The following is a 16,929-nucleotide window of genomic DNA, read 5'->3' on the forward strand; positions in this document are numbered from 1 at the left end:
ACATTCTGGGACGTCACCCTGTTCGACGGACGTCTCCCTCTTCGACGGTGACGGTCGCTCCTCTATTCCCGCGCACGGCGAAGGGGCGCCGCGGTGGCCCGGCCAAGTGGTCACCGTGACGCCCCTCTCTCCCCCGTGGGGGCCCAGGGTGTGTTCCGTGGAAGACGCCCTGGTCGCCGCGGCCCGGGGTGCAGGTCCGGGCCGCGGCGGGCTGTGGCGGCGGTCGCGTGGCTGTCCGACCGCCCGCGGGTCGGTTACGCGCCGGGGACCGGCTCGAACTCCTTGACCGCGTTGATCGCCGGTCCGTGCGGGGTGTTGGCCTCGCGCTCGATCATGATCTCGACCAGGACCGGACGGGAGGTCGCACGCGCCTCCTTGCGGGCCCACTCCAGCGACTCACGGATCTCGGACGGCTCGAAGACGCGGCGGCCGGAGCAGCCGTAGGCCTCCATGAGCTTGACGTTGTCCGTGCCGTACTCGTCGTAGTGGATGTCCACCTGGTAGTTCATGTCGAACGGGATGGACGCCTGGCGGATCAGGCCCAGGTACTCGTTGTTGAGCATGATGATGACGTAGGGCACGTCGTACTGGGCGGCGACCGCCAGCTCCTCCACCATGTACTGGAAGCCGTAGTCGCCGACGATGCCGACGACCTCCGCGTCCGGCTCGGTGTTCTTGAGGGCCTTCTTGACGCCGATGGCGGCGGGGATCTCCCAGCCCAGGGGCCCGGCCTGGCCGCAGATCTGGTAGCGGCGGGGCTTGTAGGCCTTCTGGTGCTGCCCGCCCCAGATCTGGTAGAGGCCGATGGCGGTGACGAAGTAGGTGTCCTCGTCGAAGACCTCGTTGATCTCCTTGTACACGCGCGGAGCCTTGACGGGGACGGTGTCGAAGTCCTCGCGCCGGGTCAGCTCGGACTTGAGCGTGCCGATCCGGTCGATCCACGGCTGCACGGTGGCCTTGGCGTCACGGCGCTTGGCGGCGGCGAGCAGTTCGCGCAGGAACAGCTTGGCGTCGGAGACCACGCCCAGGTCGGGTTCGAAGACCCGCCCGATCTGCGTGGCCTCGATGTCCACGTGGATGAACTTGCGCTCGCCGCGGTAGACGTCGATCTGCCCGGTGTGGCGGTCGGCGAACCGGGCGCCGACGGCCAGGACCAGGTCCGACTCCAGGAAGGAGGCGTTGCCGTAGCGCTGCGAGGTCTGCACGCCGGTCATGCCGGAGTAGAGCGGGGAGTCCTCGTCGAAGGACCCCTTGCCCATGAGGGTGACCTGCACCGGCACGTTCAGGTGCGCGGCGAGCTCGCGCAGCTCGTCGGAGGCCTCGGCCAGGATCACGCCGCCGCCCGCGAGGATGAGCGGGCGCTCGGCCTCCAGCAGCAGGTCCAGGGCGCGCTCCACCCGCGGCAGGTGCGGCTCGACGGTGTTGATCTTGAGCGGGGCGTCGATGGCGGGGTCGTAGTCGATCAGCTGCTGGGCGATGTCGACCGGGATGTCGACCAGCACGGGGCCGGGGCGGCCCGACTGGGCGATCCGGAACGCCTCGCGGAAGATCCACGGGGCGGTCGCCGCCTCCTTGATCTGCACGGCCCACTTGGTGACGGGCTTGGCGATCTCGACGATGTCGACGGCCTGGAAGCCCTCCTTGTCCAGCAGGTCGGTGCGCTGCTGGCCGGTGATGCACACGATCGGCACGGAGTCGGCGATGGCCGTGTACAGACCGGTGATCATGTTGGTGCCGGCGGGGCCGGAGGTGCCGATGGCGACACCCACCTTGCCGGTGGTGCGCGACCACCCGTCCGCCATGTGGGTGGCGCCCTCCTCGTGGCGGACCGTCAGGTGTTCGATCCCACCGACGTCCTCCATGGCCTTGTAGAGCGGCAGGATCGCCGCACCGGGGCAGCCGAAGGCGGTGTCCACACCCTCGTCTTTGAGAACCTCGACGACGGCGTTCATCGCGGGCATCTGTACCATTTGAAGCGAACCCTTCAGTGCTAGGGGGGTTGAACGGATTTCCGTCGGCGGGACCCAGGGTGCGGCCAACACCCGAGGCCGCCGCCGGCCACGCGGTTCACACGTCAGCCGTGGTGGCGGACGGCCGGTACCGCCGACGGGAATTCCACTCGGGGCGGTGGTTACTCGCCACGACCCGACAGTTGCAGGACGGTCTTCAGCAGCGCGGAGTGGTCGAGTCCACCGTCGCCCTGGAGCTTGAGCGCGCCCACGAGCTGCGCCACGGTGGCGCCCACGGGGAGCGCGACCCCGGCCTCGCGGGCCGAGTCGGTGACGATCCGCATGTCCTTGTCGTGCAGGGCGATCCGGAAGCCCGGCTTGAAGTCGCGCTCGCGCATGACCTTGCCCTTGCGCTGGAGGACGGTGCTGCCGGCGAGACCGCCGCCCAGGACCTCCAGGCCCGCTTCGGTGTCCACGCCGTGCGCCTCGAGGAAGACGAGGGCCTCGGCCAGGAGCTGCATGTTGCCCGCGACGATGAGCTGGTTGGCGGCCTTGACCGTCTGACCGGAGCCGTGCGGCCCGACCAGGACGGGCGTGGAGCCCAGGACGTCGAAGACCGGGCGCGCGGCGTCGAAGTCGGCCTGCTCGCCGCCGACCATGATCGAGAGCTTGGCCTCGATCGCGCCGGCCTCGCCACCGCTGACGGGAGCGTCCAGGACGCGGAAGCCGCGCTCGGTCCCGGCCTGGGCGATCTCGCGGGAGACGTCCGGGCGGATGGTGCTCATGTCGATGATGAGGGTGCCGGGCTTGGCGTTGTCGAAGACCCCGCCCTCGCCGAGCATGGCCTCCTGCACGTCCGGGGAGTCCGGGACCATCGTGATGACGATGTCGGCGTCGGCGACGGCTCCGGCGATGCTGCCCCCGCGGCGGCCGCCCTGCTGGACGAGTGCGTCGACGCGGTCGGGGGTGAGGTTGTGGCCGGTGACGGTGAAGCCGGCCTGGACGAGGTTGGCGGCCATGGGAAGGCCCATGATCCCCAGTCCGATGAAGGCGACGTTCGTGGCGGGCATGGTGACCCCTTTCGTGGCTGTACGGGTGTGTGCGGCTGTGGTGACGGGTGACGGGCGAAGGGCTGCGGCCGAAGGCCGTCCGTTGAGGGCGGTAGCCCCGCCCCTCGTGGAACGCCCCCCGGGGCGATGGTGGGCTAGAGCCAGCCGAAGCTCTCGTGGGTCGGAACGGTGGGCTTGTACTCCAGGCCGACGAGCCCGCGGTAGCCGTGCGCCTCGGCCGAGGCCAGCAGCTCCGCGACGGGCAGTTCACCGGTGCCCGGCTCGCCGCGACCGGGGGCGTCGGCGATCTGGATGTGCCCGAACTCGGCGGCGTGGGCGCGGACCACGGCGGCCACGTCCTCTCCGTTGACCGCCAGGTGGAAGAAGTCGGCCAGGAGGGCGACGTTCTCGGCCCCGGCCTCCTTCACCTTCGCCACGAAGGCCAGGCCGTCCGCGGCGGTCTTGAGCGGGTAGTCGTCGGCGCCGCTGATCGGTTCGACGAGGACGGTGCCGCCGACCTTGGCGACCGCCTCGGCGGCGGCCACGGTGTTCTCCAGTGCGAGCCGGTCCTGCTCCGCCGGGTCCACACCCGGCAGGCGGCGGCCGTAGAGCGCGTTGAAGCCGGTCGTTCCGGTGCGCTCGGCGATGCGGGCGACCACGTCGAGGTTGGCGAGGAACTCGGCGGAGCGCGCGGGCTGGGAGAGCACACCGCGGTCGGGGCCGGGCAGGGCTCCGGCGAAGAAGTTGAGCCCGCTCAGCCGAACCCCGGCGGCGTCGACGGCCGCGACGAACGCGTCCACCTCGTCCTGCGGCGGGGTGGCGTCGTCGAACGGCCACCAGAACTCCACGGCGTGGAACCCGGCGTCCCGTGCGGCCTGCGGGCGCTCGTTCAGGGGGAGCTCGGTGAACAGCAGCGAGCAGTTCACCGTGTAGCCCAAAGCGTGGCTCATGCCTTGCCTCCGTCACCTTGGATTCCGCTTTGTGGAATCTGATTTTCACTTGAAGGAATAACCTGAGTGTGCGGGGCGCCACCCCGACTTGTCAACCTCCCCGAACGAAGCGAGCGCCGGCGCTCGACCCCTCAGCGCACACGCGTCGCCTCGCCGCACCCGGCTCCCGCCCCTCCCCCGAACCTCCGCCCGGGGCGCCGCGCACCGGGTCCCGCCGCCCTCACGCCCGCGCGCGCCGCCTTCGGCCCGGTAACTTCGCTGGTAGTTCACTGGAGAGAACGAAGGCCGGAGTTTTTGCGCAAAGCCCTCTAGCCAGTGTTGACAAGGTCACACCCGGACGGGTTAGAGTCCGTTTACTCCGTCATACGGAAACAGCCATCTGCACTACGAAAACGGTTGGCCGTGCGGGGGACCATCGCCCGCTTCCTCCACCCGAGCGCGGGTACAGGACCTCCGCAGCACCACGACCGGCCGTACAACGGGAGCCCACATGCCCGAGACCAACGCGAGCCCGCCAGGCCGTGCCTCCGATTCCGGCCTGGACCGTCTCAACGCGCTCTCCCCCGCGGAGCTGCGCACCGAGCTCGCGCAGTGCCTCGACATCGAACGCTGGGTCGAGGCCGTCGCGTCGGCCGCGCCCTTCGCCGACCGACGCGGCCTGCTGGACCACGCCGACAAGCACGCCCGCGCGGTGAGCACCGACGAGGTCGCCTCCGCGCTCGCTCGCCACCCGCGCATCGGGGACAAGGCCGAGGGAGAGAGCACCGAGGCCGCCTGGTCGCGCGGGGAACAGTCCGCGTTCGCCGCCGACACCGACGACGCCTCGCTGCGCGTCCAGCGGATCTTCGAGTTCGCCCAGCGCGAGTACGAGGGCCGGTTCGGTCAGATCTACCTGGTGTGCGCCAGCGGCCGCACGAGCCGCGAACTCCTCGCGGACCTCATCGGCCGGTTGGAGAACGACCAGGAGACCGAACTGACCGTGGTCGGAAACGAACTGCGCAAGATCGCCGGACTCCGGCTCGAGAAACTCCTGGACGCCGCATGAGCCACGTGACCACGCACATCCTCGACGCCGCGCTGGGCCGCCCCGCGCGCGAGGTCCCCGTCCGGCTGGAGGCGGCGGCCGACTCCGCGCGCACCTCCTGGAAGCCCGTGGCCGAGGGGCGCACCAACACCGACGGGCGCGTGCCCGACTTCGGCCCCGACCAGCTGCCGGCCGGGTTCTACCGGGTCGTCTTCGACACCCAGGCTTACTTCGACGCGACCGGGCAGAGCGGTTTCTACCCCGAGGTCACCATCGTCTTCCACCTGGCCGACGAGGACGCGCACTACCACGTGCCGCTGCTGCTGAGCCCGTTCGCCTACTCGACCTACCGCGGCTCCTAGCCGCCCGCGACGGCGACGGCCCTCCGGCCGCCCGCCGCACACCCCCACGGAAAGGAGCCGCCGGACGGTATCGACCGCGGACACACCCCACCTCTTCGAGTGCGCGACAGGTCCTTCCGCATGACCACAGCGGTCCTCCCTCGTACGCACGGCGCTACGGCGCGAACGATGACGACTTCAGTTCATGAACGAAAGCGAACGGAGTTCACCCTGATGGGCATCCGACTCGGAGACAACCAGTACGGCAAGGCCGAGGTACGCCTCGTCCACATCGACCGTGGCACCGACGTCCACCAGATCAAGGACGTCAACGTCACCTCACAGCTCCGCGGGGACCTGGAGACAGTGCACACGATCGGCGACAACAGCACGTGTCTGCCGACCGACACCCAGAAGAACACCGTCTACGCCAAGGCCCGTGAGTGGGGCGGCGTCGGCGCCATCGAGGACTTCGCCCTCGGACTCGCCCGGCACTTCGTCGACGAGCACGACTACGTGCACGGTGCGCGCCAGGAGATCCAGGAGTACTCCTGGGACCGCATCACCACCGCCTCCGGCCCCCACGACCACGCCTTCTCCCGGCGCGGCGCCGAGACCCGCACCACCGTGGTCCAAAAGGACGGCGACCAGGAGTGGGTCGTCTCCGGCTTCGAGGGCCTGACCGTCCTGAAGTCCACCGGGTCGGAGTTCCACGGCTACCCCAAGACCAAGTACACGACGCTCGCCGAGACCACCGACCGGATCCTGGCGACCGACGTGACCGCGCGCTGGCGCTACGTGGGCACCGGACACGACTTCGACAAGGCCTACGCCTCCATCCGCGCCCTGTGCCTGGAGGCCTTCGCCGAGACGCACAGCCTGGCCCTCCAGCAGACGCTGTACGAGATGGGCCGCGCCGTCCTGGAGGCCCACCCCGAGGTCGCGGAGATCCGCTTCTCCATGCCCAACAACCACCACTTCCTGGTGGACCTGTCGCCGTTCGACCTGGAGAACCCGGGCGAGGTGTTCTTCGCCGCCGACCGCCCCTACGGCAAGATCGAGGCCACCGTCGAGCGTGACGACGCGCCCGACGCGGGCGACGCCTGGAAGAACGTGCCCGGCTTCGTCTAGGACGCCCTCCGGGGCGTCTCCCGCGCCTCGGCACCCTGGCCCGAACCAGGTCCGTCCGCGCCGGGGCCCGACGCCGCGCCGTGCGCGCCGCAGGGCCGGGTCCCGGCTCCCTTCCGCCCCTTGACGGGGTTCCACCGTTCGAGGTCGCACCCCTCGCCGACTCGCGTCGCGACGCGGCCGCCCGTCACCCGCCATCGCCCCCGGGCGCTGCGCGGGAGTAGGGCCACCGCCCCCGACCGACGGCCTCCGGCCGCAGCCCCGGCTGCGGCGTGCCTGGGAACGGCCGTCGGCCAGGGACGAAACCACCGGGTTCCACACCCGAGAAACCGGTCACCCCCCACCGGTGACCACCAACCGCGAAGGCTGGAAACTGGCCATGAACGACAGTCCGTCCGCGAAGGACTCGGCCACAACGAAGCCCAACCCCTCACCCACGACCCCCCGCCCCGAGGACGAGCGCCCGCCGTTCCGGCTCCAGCTCGTCTACGGGCTCCAGCACATCCTCACCATGTACGCCGGCGCCGTGGCCCCGGCCCTGGTCATCGGCGCCGCCGCTGGACTCGCGAACGACCCCGCCGCCATCGGCATCCTCGTCAGCGGAGCGCTCCTCGTCGCCGGTATCGCCACCCTCCTGCAGACCGTCGGACCCTGGCGCCTGGGTTCGCAGATGCCCATCGTGGTGGCGTGCTCGTTCGTCCCCGTCAGCGCCATCACCACCCTGGCCGCCGGCGAGAACGGGGAGAACCTCCCCGTGGCCTTCGGGGCGTCGATCACCGCCGGGCTCTTCGCCCTGCTGCTCACCCCGTTCTTCGGGCAGCTCATCCGCTTCTTCCCCCCGATCGTCACCGGCACGATCATCACGGTGATCGGGCTGAGCCTGATGCCGGTGGCCGCCCGGTGGATCATGGACGGCGCGACCGTGTCCCACGACGGCGGCGCGGCCGTGCCCGCCGCGCCCCTGGCCAACCTGGCCCTGGCCGGGTTCACCCTCGCGCTGATCCTGCTGTGCTCCCGGGTGCTGCCCGGGATCTGGGGCCGTCTGTCGGTCCTCCTCGGCCTCGTCGCCGGCGTCCTGGTCTCGCTCCCCTTCGGCATGGCCGACTTCAGCCGGGTCGGGGAGGCCGACCTGGTGTTCAACCCGACGTCGGTGTTCTACTTCGGCCTGCCCCGCTTCGAGGCGACCGCGATCATCACGATGTGCATCATCATGCTGGTGGTGCTCACCGAGGGCGCGTCGCACATCATCGCGGTCGGCGAGATCACCGGGACCAAGGTCGACGCCAAGCGCATCTCCGCCGGCCTGCGCGCCGACGTCAGCGGGTCGATCATCGGACCGATCTTCAGCGCGACCCCGACCAGTTCGTTCGCCCAGAACATCGGCCTGCTGGCCCTGACCGGCATCCGCAGCCGGTTCGTGGTCGCCACCGGGGCGGGCATCCTGCTGGTGATGGGGCTGTTCCCCGTCCTGGGCGGAGTCATGGCCGCCATCCCCACCCCGGTGCTCGGCGGCGCGGGACTGGTGCTCTTCGGCAGCGTGGCCGCGAGCGGCATCAAGACCCTGGCCAAGGTCGACTTCACCAACAACCTCAACCTGGTGCTGGTGGCCGCGTCCTTCGGCGTGGCGATCATCCCGCTGGCCTACCCGACCTTCTACTCGTTCCTTCCGGAGCCGGTCGAGATGGTCGTGCACTCGGGCATCATCGGCGCCGCGCTCGTCGCCATCGTGCTCAACATCTGCTTCAACGTCATCGGCCGGGCGCGCGGAGGCGGCGCCCCGGAGGAGATCGACTCGGAGGAGATCGGCACCGCCGGCCCCGGTGAGGCCAAGTACACCAGCCACGCCGACGCCGCCTACCAGGACCGCTCGGAGGAGCCCCGGGGTTGACGATCGGGGAGAGCACGGCTCCGCCCGGCTTCACGGCCGGGCGGAGCCGTAGGATCCGGTGGGCACCGTCCCCTCCAGACAGAGGTCCACGTGTCCCGCTCCCCCTCACGCTCCCTGTCCGTGCTCCTGTCCTCCCTCGCCCTGCTCACCCCGTTGGCGGCCGGGCCGGCCGCGGCCGCGCCGACCGCCGCGGCCCCGGCCGGCCCCGCCCGGTCGGCGGCGCCCGCCCCGGCCGCCGCCGCGGGGACATTCTCCGTACTGACGTACAACGTCGCGGGTCTGCCGGAGCTCATCACCGACCCCGACGAACAGCGGCCGAGTGTCAACACCCCGATCATCGGGCGTCGGATCGAGCCCTACGACGTCGTCCACGTCCAGGAGGACCTCAACCACCACGCGGCCCTGTACGCGAACGACGACCACCCGCACCGGACGCCCACCAGCGGCGGGGCCCCTTCGGTGACGGGCTCAACACCCTGTCCCACCTGACCTACAGCGACTTCCACCGGGTCGGGTGGGACGCCTGCAACGGCACGGACTGCCTCACACCGAAGGGCTTCACGGCCTCCCGTGTGCGGCTCGCCGAGGGCGTGTACGTGGACCTGTACAACGTGCACGCCAACGCCGGGGTCTCCGACCGCGACCTCGCGGCCCGACGCGCCAACCTCACCCAGACACGGTTCGTCGAGCGGCACTCGGCCGGGAACGCGGTCGTCGTGGCGGGCGACACCAACACCCGCTACACGCGTGCCGGCGACAACATCCGCGAACTCGCCGACACGCTCGGGCCGGCCGACGCCTGGGTGGAGCACGAGCGCGGCGGCGACCGCCCCGCCGCGGGTTCGCCCGCGCTGGTGTGCGAGACCAACGCGCCCACCGACGACTGCGAGGTCGTCGACAAGATCCTGTTCCGCTCCAGCCCGGTAGTCGGCCTGCGGTCGGCCGACTACCGCAACGACCACGCGGACTTTTTGGACGACGACGGCCGGATGCTCTCCGACCACTACCCGCACACCGCCGAGTTCGCCTGGTCGCTCGCCCCGGCGTCCTGATGAGCGATCTCGCCGGCGGTCCGCACGGCACCCCGTTCACCGACGTGGAACGGGTCGTGGCCGGAGCCGAACCCCGCACGCTGTCCCTTCGCGCGGGTGCGCGCCTGGACCAGGTGGCGATGGGCCACACCGACGGCGGGCGCGTCTCCCACGGCGGGACGGGCGGCACCGAGCGAACGCTCACGCTCGAGGCGGGCGAACACCTGGTCTCGGCCACCCTGTCGACGGGCAGGCGTGACGGACGCACGCGGGTGTTCCACGCCGAGTTCACCACCGACCGCGGGCGCACGCTCTCGGGCGGCACGCCCACCTCGGACACGGTGTCCTTCACCGCGCCCGAGGGGTGGCGCGTCGCCGGGTTCCACGGGCGCTCGGGCGACGAGGTCGACAAGCTCGGCGTCGTCTACACCCCGATCCCCTAGGAGTACCGATCCCCTGGGCGCCGCGTCACGAGCCCGGCCCCCGCGGGACCGGGCTCGTGACGCCGCGCGGATCAGGATCCGTCGAGGACCGGGTAGTCGGTGTAGCCGCGGTGGTCGCCACCGTAGAAGGAGCCGGAGTCGGGCGCGTTGTAGGGGCCGCCGGCCCGCACCCGGTCCAGCAGGTCGGGGTTGGCCAGCCAGGCACTGCCGAGGGCGACCGCGTCGGCCACGTCCTCCTCCAGCGCGGACACGGCGGGGGCCAGGTCCAGACCGGAGGCGGGGTTGTGGACCAAGGCGCCCCGCCACTCCTTGCGGAACAGCTCGGCGGTCTCCCGGGAGGCCATCGCCAGGTGCAGGAACGCCAGGTCGGGACGGTCGTTCAGGGCGTCGAGCAGGGCGAGGTACTGGGTGCGGGTGTCGCTCTCGGAGATGCCGTTGAAGGGGTTGCCCGGGGACAGGCGCAGGGCGGTGCGCTCGGCGCCGACGGTGTCGGCGACCGCGCCCACGGCCTGGACGGCGAAGCGGGCCCGGTTCTCGGGGGTGCCGCCGTACTCGTCGGTGCGCCGGTTGGCCCCGTCGGCGAGGAACTGGTGGATCAGGTAGCCGTTGGCCCCGTGCAGTTCGACGCCGTCGAAGCCGGCGGTGATCGCGTTGCGGGCGGCCGAGGCGAAGTCGTCGAGGGCCTCGTCGATGTCGGAGGAGGTCAGCTCACGCGGGACCGGGTGCTCGACCATGCCGGAGCCGTCGAACATGGACTCGCCCGAGGCGATCGCCGAGGGGCCGACCGGCAGGCCGCCGTCGGGGTACAGGCTCGGGTGGCCGACCCGGCCGGTGTGCATGATCTGGGCGAAGATCCGGCCGCCCCGGTCGTGGACGGCGCCGGTGACGCGCTTCCACGCCTCCACCTGCCCGGCGGAGTGCAGGCCGGGCGTGTTGATGTAGCCCTGCCCCCGCACGCTCGGCTGGGTGCCCTCGGTGATGATGAGCCCGGCGGAGGCGCGCTGGGCGTAGTACTCGGCGACGAGGTCGTCGACCTGGCCGTCGACGTAGGCGCGCGACCGGGTCATCGGCGCCATGAACAGGCGGTTGGGAAGCTGCAGGCCGCCGAGGGCGATGGGGTCGAACAGGGTGCTCATCGTGGTCTCTCCACACTCTCGCGGGGCGGTGCCCCTGGCTGATGTCCTCAAGCTAGGCAGGGGCGCTCACCGTCTCCTCGCCGTCCGCTGTCCACCGCTGTCCGTCCGCTGTCCGTCCGCTGTCCGTCCGTCGGCCGACCGCGGTGGCCCGGCCGGTGACCGCCGCGGCCCGGCGGCATACGCTGGTCTGCATGCGATTCGGCGTACTGGGGCAGCTCGCGGTGTGGACCGGCGACGACGAGCCGGTTCGTGTACCCGGGGCCAAGGTCAGGGCACTCCTGGCCCACCTGCTGGTCCACCGCGGCACCCCGGTGTCGGCGGACCGGCTCGGAGCGGACCTGTGGGACGAGCCCGCGCACGACACCTCGGCGGCGGTGCAGACCGCGGTCTCGCGCCTGCGCGGCGCCCTGGAGCGGGCCGAGGCCGGCGCGCGCGGCCGGGTGGAGTCGGGGCCCTCCGGCTACCGCCTGCGCGTGGATCCCGGCCAGGTCGACGCCGACCGCTTCGAGGACCTGGTCGGCCGGGCCCGCGGCGCCGGCCCGGCCGAGGCCGCCGACCTGCTCGGGCAGGCGCTGGCGCTGTGGCGCGGTCCCGCCCTGGCCGACCACGCCGACGCGCCCTTCGCCGTCCCCGCGGTGGGCCGGTGGGAGGAGATGCGCCTGACCGCCGTCGAGGACCGCGTCCTGGCCCGGCTCGCTCTGGGGGAGGACGCCGCGCTCGTCGCCGAGATCGACGAACTGCTGCGCGCCGAACCGCTGCGGGAGCGGCTGCGCGCCGCGCACATGCTCGCCCTGTACCGCTCCGGCCGCCAGACCGAGGCGCTGGAGAGCTACCGGCGCGGCCGCGACCTCCTGGCGCGGGAGATCGGTGTGGAGCCGGGACACGACCTGGTCCGCCTGCACGAGCGGGTCCTGGCACAGTCCCCCGACCTGGACCCCGCGACCGCGCCCACGCCGGGGCCCGCACCCGCCACCTCCGCCTCACCCGCCGCGGCTCCCGCCGCCCTCACGGGCGCCGCCGTCCCCGCCACCGCACCGGAGCCCGCGCGCTCCGCCGTGCCCGCGTCCGTGGGCTCGCCCCCGGTCCGTCTGCCGGCCCCGCTGACCGACGTGGTCGGCCGCCAGGAGTCCGCGCAGCGGCTCCGGGGCGATCTGGAGCGCTTCCGCCTGGTGACGCTCGTGGGGCCCGGCGGGGTCGGCAAGACCACCCTCGCCCTGAGCGCGCTCTCGGAGGCCCCGGCCGGCTCCCCCGTGTGGTTCGTCGAACTGGTCGGACGGGCTCCGGACGCCACCACCCCCGACCAGGTCGCCGACGCGATCGCCGCCGCCATGGGACTACAGGACGAGGGCGACGTCGGCGGCCAGACCCGGGAGCGTTCCTCGGCCGACCGCCTGGCGACGTCGTTGGGCACCCAGCCCGCGCTGCTGGTCCTGGACAACTGCGAGCACGTGACCGAGCCGGTCGCGGCCCTGGCCGTCGTGCTCCTGCGCGCCGCGCCGGGGCTGCGGATGCTGGCGACCAGCCGCGAACCGCTGGGCGTACCCGGCGAGCGCCTGCACCAGGTGCGACCGCTGCGGGTGCCCGGTGACCACTCCCCCGCCGAGATGGCCGGGTCCGACGCCGTCGAGCTCTTCGTCCGCAGGGTCAGGGCGTCCCTGCCCTCCTTCACCCTCGACGGGGACAACGCCGAGGCGGTGGCCACCGTCTGCCGCCGCCTGGACGGACTGCCGCTGGCCCTGGAACTGGCCGCCGCCCGGGTGCGCTCGCTCGGCGTCCGCGAGCTCGCCACACGGCTGGACGACCGCTTCCAGCTCCTGGGCGGCGGAGGCTCGGGGCTGCACGAGCGGCAGCAGACCCTGCGCGCGACGGTCGACTGGAGCTGGCGCCTGCTGACCGGGGCCGAACGCGCCGTCCTGGGCCGGCTCTCCGTCCAGCTCGGATCGTTCTCCCTGGACGCGGCCGAGGCCGTCGCGGTCGGCCCGCTCCCCGACGGGGGCCGGGTGGACACCGCCGACGCGGCCGGTGTGCTGGCCACGCTCGTGGACCGGTCCCTGGTCGTGGCCCGCCAGGACAGCGAGGGCACCGGCTTCCGCCTGCTGGAGACGATCCGCGCCTTCGCGCGCCAGAAGCTGGCCGAGTCCGGGGACGAGGCCGAGGCCCGGCGCCGCCACGCCCACCACACCGCCGACCGCCTGGCGCGGCGCGAGTCGCTCACGCTCACCGCGGACACCGCTCGGTCCCTGGACCGGAGGGACCAGGACGCGGCCAACGTCCGGGCCGCCGTGGAATGGGCGGCCGAGCACGGGGAGGCGGGTCCGGCCCTGCGCATCACCGGCTCCCTGGGCTGGGCCTGGTATCTGCGGGGGCGCTACCGCGAGGGCGGGCGACTGCTGTCCCTGGCCCTGTCGGCCTCCGGCGAGGCCACCGACGCCGAACGCGCCCTCGCCCTGCTCTGGCGGTTCTCGCTCGCCTACACCGAGTGCCCCCGCCCCGGACTCCAGGACACCGCGCGCGAGGCGATCGCGCTCGCGGAGCGCTCCGGAGACCCGCTGCTGCCGGCCAAGATCCGCACCGTCCTCGTCCACGTGGCGTCGATGGCGGACGGCCCCTCGGCCCCGGTGCGCTCCCCGCGCGAGGTCGTGGAGGAGGCCCACCGCCTGTTCGAGGCCTCCGGCGAACGGTGGTGGCAGGCCTTCGCCCAGAACCTGCGCGGCTGGTGGGCGATGCGTCGCAGCGAACTGGCCGAGACGCGTCGCCACGGCAGGGAGAGCCTGGAGCACTTCGTGGCGCTGGAGGAGCCCTGGGGGCAGGTCCGCGCGTGCGGCCTGCTCGGGATCCTGGCCGAGATCGAAGGCGACTACGAGGAGGCCGCGGAGCTGCACCGCACGGCCCTGGACCACGCCGAGCGGATCGGCCTGGTGGCCGTGGTCGTGGAGGAGCTGACCCGGCTGGCGCGCGTGCACATGCTCACCGGCGACTTCGCCCGGGCCGACGAGTACAACCACACCGCGCTGCGCGTGTCCGGGGAGCAGGCGTTCGACAGCAAGGTGGTGTTCGTGCAGGGGGGCCTGGCGATGACCGCGCGGCGGCGCGGCCGTCCCGAGGAGGCCGAACGCTACCTGCGCCGGATCCTGGACGCCCACCAACGCGACGGCTACCGGCCGGGGCAGGCGTTCGCCCTGGCCGAGCTGGGCATGTGCGCCGAGGCGCGCGGGGACGCGGCCGCCGCCCGGGACCTGCACGCGCAGGGGCTGGAGGCCGCCCGGCGCGTCGGCGACCCCCGCGCGGTGGCGATGGCACTGGAGGGCCTGGCCGGGGCCGACGCCCTGGACGGCGAGGGCGAACGCGCGGCCCGGCTGCTGGGCGCCGCCGCCCGGGCCAGGGAGGAGACGGGCGCTCCCCTGCCCTCGGCCGAGCGCTTCGACGTCGACCGGATCACCGCCGCCGTGCGCGGGCTGCTGGGGGAGGCGGCTCTGGAGCGCGCATGGGCCCACGGGCACGGGTGGGTGCTCTCGGAGGCGGTCGAGCGAGCGCTGGGCGAGCCTTCGGTGCCCGAGCGCGCCTGAGCGCCGAGCGGCCCGACCGCCCACCGTGAACACGCTGTGGCCACATCCGGCCACAGCGTGTTCACGTTGACGCACGGGTCGAGCGGGCTTCACCTGCGTGAGTGCGCAAACCAGGCATTCGGCCACGATAGTCACGCATGGTTAGTCATATTGACAACGCGTAGGGCTCTCTCCTCCAATGACTGCCAAGTATTCGACGCCTCGACCCCGCTCCCCCGGAGGCCTCGTGAGAACCACACTCGCCCGACGAACCCTCATCCCCCTCACACTCGCGGCGCTGACCCTGGGACTCCTGGGCCCCATGGGCGCGGGCGCCGCCACCGACCCCGCCCGGTTCGAGATCCACGGACCGGACTCCCCCGAGGAACGCACGGCGATCGCGGCGACCGGCGCCGCCATCGACGAGGTCCGCGACGGCTCCGTCGTCGTCACGGCCACACCCTCCGAGGCCGACGCCCTCACCGGCCTCGGGCACAAGCTGACGGAGATCGCCCCCGGGCCGGTGCTCCCGCTCGCACCGGACGAGGGCTACACCACCTTCGACGAACTGCGCGAGACGATCGACGAGGTGGTCGCCGCCCATCCCGGCATCGCCGCGCAGTCCGTGATCGGACAGTCGCACGAGGGCCGTGACCTGGTCGCGGTCAAGATCAGCGACGACGCCGCCGTGGACCAGGACGAACCCGAGGTCCTGTTCACGCACTCCCAGCACGCCCGCGAACACCTCACCGTGGAGATGGCCGTCTACCTCATGCGGCTGCTGACCGACGAGTACGGCAGCGACGCGCGCATCACGGACCTGGTGGACTCCCGGGAGATCTGGATCCTGCCCAACGTCAACCCCGACGGCGCCGAGTACGACATGGCCGGCTCCACCTGGCGGAACTGGCGCAAGAACCGGCAGCCGAACCAGGGCTCGTCCGCGGTGGGCACCGACATGAACCGCAACTGGGACCACCTCTGGGGCTGCTGCAACGGCTCCTCCGGCAACCCGTCCAGCAGTACCTACCGCGGCCCGGCCCCGGAGTCGGCGCCCGAGGTGTCCGCGGTGGCGGAGTTCGTCCGCGGCCGGGTGGTCGGCGGCGAGCAGCAGATCACCGCCGCCATCGACTTCCACACCTACAGCGAGCTGATCCTGTGGCCCTACGGCTACACCTACGACGAGGTCGGCGACGGCATGACGAGGGAGGAGTACGACACCCACGCCGCCCTGGGCATCCACATGGCCGACGCCAACGGCTACACGCCCCAGCAGTCCAGCGACCTGTACATCACCGACGGGACGATCAACGACTGGCTCTGGGCCGACCAGCGCATCGTCAACTACACGTACGAGATGTACCCCGCCAGTTCCTGGGGCGGCGGCTTCTACCCGCCCTCGTCCGTGATCGACCGCGAGACCTCCCGGAACAGGGAGGCCGTCCTGCGCCTGCTCGACTACGCGGACTGCCCCTACCGCATCATCGGTGAGGAGGAGGCGTACTGCTCCTGACCCCGCACGCGCCGTGGCCCCGGACACCTCTCGGTGCCCGGGGCCGTCGCCATCGAACGCAACGCCAACTCATGATATATACTATTCACATTCATATATATACGGGAGGCGCTCATGACGAAGGTTCTGATCGACATCGACGACAATGCCCTGAACAGAGCCTCTGACGCGTTGGGCACCAAGACCAAGAAGGACACAGTGAACACCGCGCTCAAGGAGGCCGTGATCAGCAGAGACCGCGCTGTTGCCCTGGCCGAGATGCGCGACCTCGTTGCCGACGGCGCTTTCGACCTCGACTTGCTCTCGGATAAGCCCGGACATCGTACGTGACCTTCGCCCACTACCTCATCGATACGAGCGCTCTCGTGCGCATCCTGGCGCGCCCCGAGAAGAACCACAGGTGGGATCAGGCCTTGGTGCAGGGTTTGGTCGCCGTGTGCCCGCTCACCGAGCTGGAACTCCTGTACAGCGTGCGCTCAGCACAGGATCGGGAACGCGCCGTGTCGCTTCTCAACCGACTTCTGCTCCCCATCGATCCAGACGACCGCGACTATCGACGTGCCTGGGAGGTCCAGAAGGAACTCACCTCCCGAGGCGAGCACCGAAGCGCCGGGCCGGTCGACCTCGTGGTGGCCGCCTGCGCGGAGCTCAGAGGGCTCACCCTCATTCACTGTGACAAGGACTTCGAGACGATCGCCCGAGTGACCGGGCAGAACGAATTGCGTGTAGCAGATTGATCGCGCATCCCGGCACAAAGCGGCCCCGGACACCGATCTGTGCCCAGAGCCGCGCCGTGCAGCTCAATCTTCCAGCTCGTACTCGTCCATCACCTCGGAGAGCGGTGTCGTGCCGCCGCGCCCCGCTCGCAGGTCCTCGAGCCTGCTCTCCGCGAGAAGGGCCTCTTCGAACTCGTCGTGCTGCATGATGAACCT

16 protein-coding genes are annotated in these 16,929 nt (G+C 71.7%); 11 read left to right on the forward strand and 5 right to left on the reverse strand.

Annotation, left to right across the window (positions count from 1 at the left end):
- Positions 1-254 precede the first annotated feature (254 nt).
- The 3 genes from gcl to DFP74_RS29005 all read right to left on the reverse strand — a co-directional run bounded on the left by gcl (position 255) and on the right by DFP74_RS29005 (position 3,948).
- Positions 255-1,970, reverse strand: a complete 1,716-nt coding sequence (gene gcl / locus DFP74_RS28995; RefSeq protein ID WP_121186600.1) for a glyoxylate carboligase — start codon at positions 1,968-1,970, stop codon at positions 255-257.
- Positions 1,971-2,131: 161 nt separating this feature from the next.
- Entirely contained in the window at positions 2,132-3,019 is an 888-nt protein-coding gene (locus DFP74_RS29000) for a 2-hydroxy-3-oxopropionate reductase (protein ID WP_121186602.1), read from the reverse strand.
- A 134-nt stretch (positions 3,020-3,153) separates the two neighbouring features.
- Entirely contained in the window at positions 3,154-3,948 is a 795-nt protein-coding gene (locus DFP74_RS29005; protein ID WP_121186604.1) for a hydroxypyruvate isomerase family protein, read from the reverse strand.
- A 490-nt stretch (positions 3,949-4,438) separates the two neighbouring features.
- Here DFP74_RS29005 and uraD point away from each other — a divergent pair, with 490 nt between their 5' ends.
- The 7 genes from uraD (at position 4,439) to DFP74_RS34755 (ending at position 9,803) form a co-directional block, all read left to right on the forward strand.
- Positions 4,439-4,993, forward strand: a complete 555-nt coding sequence (gene uraD / locus DFP74_RS29010; protein ID WP_121186606.1) for a 2-oxo-4-hydroxy-4-carboxy-5-ureidoimidazoline decarboxylase — start codon at positions 4,439-4,441, stop codon at positions 4,991-4,993.
- Entirely contained in the window at positions 4,990-5,334 is a 345-nt protein-coding gene (gene uraH, locus DFP74_RS29015; protein WP_121186608.1) for a hydroxyisourate hydrolase, read from the forward strand. Before uraD ends, uraH begins: the two co-directional genes overlap by 4 nt.
- Before the next feature lie 213 nt (positions 5,335-5,547).
- Positions 5,548-6,444: a factor-independent urate hydroxylase gene (gene pucL, locus DFP74_RS29020; RefSeq protein ID WP_121186610.1), complete on the forward strand. Its 897-nt coding sequence runs from the start codon at positions 5,548-5,550 to the stop codon at positions 6,442-6,444.
- A 376-nt stretch (positions 6,445-6,820) separates the two neighbouring features.
- Positions 6,821-8,329 (forward strand): nucleobase:cation symporter-2 family protein, encoded by a 1,509-nt coding sequence (locus tag DFP74_RS29025; RefSeq protein ID WP_121186612.1) that lies wholly within the window; start codon positions 6,821-6,823, stop codon positions 8,327-8,329.
- Between the two features lie 90 nt (positions 8,330-8,419).
- The gene (locus tag DFP74_RS34745) at positions 8,420-8,818 is read left to right on the forward strand and encodes a hypothetical protein (RefSeq protein WP_233571203.1); all 399 of its coding nucleotides are present in this window, start codon (positions 8,420-8,422) and stop codon (positions 8,816-8,818) included.
- Positions 8,815-9,381, forward strand: coding sequence for a hypothetical protein (locus DFP74_RS34750; RefSeq protein ID WP_394341732.1), 567 nt, complete (start codon positions 8,815-8,817; stop codon positions 9,379-9,381). Before DFP74_RS34745 ends, DFP74_RS34750 begins: the two co-directional genes overlap by 4 nt.
- Complete coding sequence (locus DFP74_RS34755) at positions 9,381-9,803, forward strand: jacalin-like lectin (protein ID WP_233571205.1); 423 nt, start codon at positions 9,381-9,383, stop codon at positions 9,801-9,803. Before DFP74_RS34750 ends, DFP74_RS34755 begins: the two co-directional genes overlap by 1 nt.
- Before the next feature lie 71 nt (positions 9,804-9,874).
- Here DFP74_RS34755 and DFP74_RS29035 read toward each other — a convergent pair whose 3' ends face one another.
- Positions 9,875-10,939, reverse strand: a complete 1,065-nt coding sequence (locus tag DFP74_RS29035) for an alkene reductase (protein ID WP_121186614.1) — start codon at positions 10,937-10,939, stop codon at positions 9,875-9,877.
- A 191-nt stretch (positions 10,940-11,130) separates the two neighbouring features.
- Here DFP74_RS29035 and DFP74_RS29040 point away from each other — a divergent pair, with 191 nt between their 5' ends.
- From DFP74_RS29040 to DFP74_RS29055, 4 genes are all read left to right on the forward strand, one after another.
- Positions 11,131-14,505 carry a BTAD domain-containing putative transcriptional regulator gene (locus DFP74_RS29040; RefSeq protein WP_199725811.1) on the forward strand — a complete coding sequence of 1,125 codons (3,375 nt, stop codon included), beginning with the start codon at positions 11,131-11,133 and terminating at the stop codon, positions 14,503-14,505.
- 226 nt (positions 14,506-14,731) lie between these two features.
- The gene (locus DFP74_RS29045; RefSeq protein WP_370013443.1) at positions 14,732-15,997 is read left to right on the forward strand and encodes a M14 family metallopeptidase; all 1,266 of its coding nucleotides are present in this window, start codon (positions 14,732-14,734) and stop codon (positions 15,995-15,997) included.
- 114 nt (positions 15,998-16,111) lie between these two features.
- A complete protein-coding gene (locus DFP74_RS29050; RefSeq protein WP_121186618.1) occupies positions 16,112-16,327 on the forward strand; it encodes a type II toxin-antitoxin system VapB family antitoxin in 216 nt (71 codons plus the stop codon).
- Entirely contained in the window at positions 16,324-16,734 is a 411-nt protein-coding gene (locus DFP74_RS29055) for a PIN domain nuclease (RefSeq protein WP_121186620.1), read from the forward strand. The genes DFP74_RS29050 and DFP74_RS29055 overlap by 4 nt, the downstream gene beginning before the upstream one ends.
- Positions 16,735-16,797: 63 nt before the next feature.
- Here DFP74_RS29055 and DFP74_RS35010 read toward each other — a convergent pair whose 3' ends face one another.
- Complete coding sequence (locus DFP74_RS35010; RefSeq protein WP_255499665.1) at positions 16,798-16,920, reverse strand: hypothetical protein; 123 nt, start codon at positions 16,918-16,920, stop codon at positions 16,798-16,800.
- Between the last annotated feature and the right edge of the window lie 9 nt (positions 16,921-16,929).

This window comes from Nocardiopsis sp. Huas11 (assembly GCF_003634495.1).
In the GTDB taxonomy this organism is placed as follows: Bacteria; Actinomycetota; Actinomycetes; order Streptosporangiales; family Streptosporangiaceae; genus Nocardiopsis.

Excerpts from the sequence above, each read along its gene's own strand:
- gcl (WP_121186600.1), bottom strand. The coding sequence starts at position 1,970 with ATGGTACAGATGCCCGCGATGAACGCCGTCGTCGAGGTTCTCAAAGAC.
- DFP74_RS29000 (WP_121186602.1), bottom strand. The coding sequence starts at position 3,019 with ATGCCCGCCACGAACGTCGCCTTCATCGGACTGGGGATCATGGGCCTT.
- DFP74_RS29005 (WP_121186604.1), bottom strand. The coding sequence starts at position 3,948 with ATGAGCCACGCTTTGGGCTACACGGTGAACTGCTCGCTGCTGTTCACC.
- uraD (WP_121186606.1), top strand. The coding sequence starts at position 4,439 with ATGCCCGAGACCAACGCGAGCCCGCCAGGCCGTGCCTCCGATTCCGGC.
- uraH (WP_121186608.1), top strand. The coding sequence starts at position 4,990 with ATGAGCCACGTGACCACGCACATCCTCGACGCCGCGCTGGGCCGCCCC.
- pucL (WP_121186610.1), top strand. The coding sequence starts at position 5,548 with ATGGGCATCCGACTCGGAGACAACCAGTACGGCAAGGCCGAGGTACGC.
- DFP74_RS29025 (WP_121186612.1), top strand. The coding sequence starts at position 6,821 with ATGAACGACAGTCCGTCCGCGAAGGACTCGGCCACAACGAAGCCCAAC.
- DFP74_RS34755 (WP_233571205.1), top strand. The coding sequence starts at position 9,381 with ATGAGCGATCTCGCCGGCGGTCCGCACGGCACCCCGTTCACCGACGTG.
- DFP74_RS29035 (WP_121186614.1), bottom strand. The coding sequence starts at position 10,939 with ATGAGCACCCTGTTCGACCCCATCGCCCTCGGCGGCCTGCAGCTTCCC.
- DFP74_RS29040 (WP_199725811.1), top strand. The coding sequence starts at position 11,131 with ATGCGATTCGGCGTACTGGGGCAGCTCGCGGTGTGGACCGGCGACGAC.
- DFP74_RS29050 (WP_121186618.1), top strand. The coding sequence starts at position 16,112 with ATGACGAAGGTTCTGATCGACATCGACGACAATGCCCTGAACAGAGCC.
- DFP74_RS35010 (WP_255499665.1), bottom strand. The coding sequence starts at position 16,920 with ATGCAGCACGACGAGTTCGAAGAGGCCCTTCTCGCGGAGAGCAGGCTC.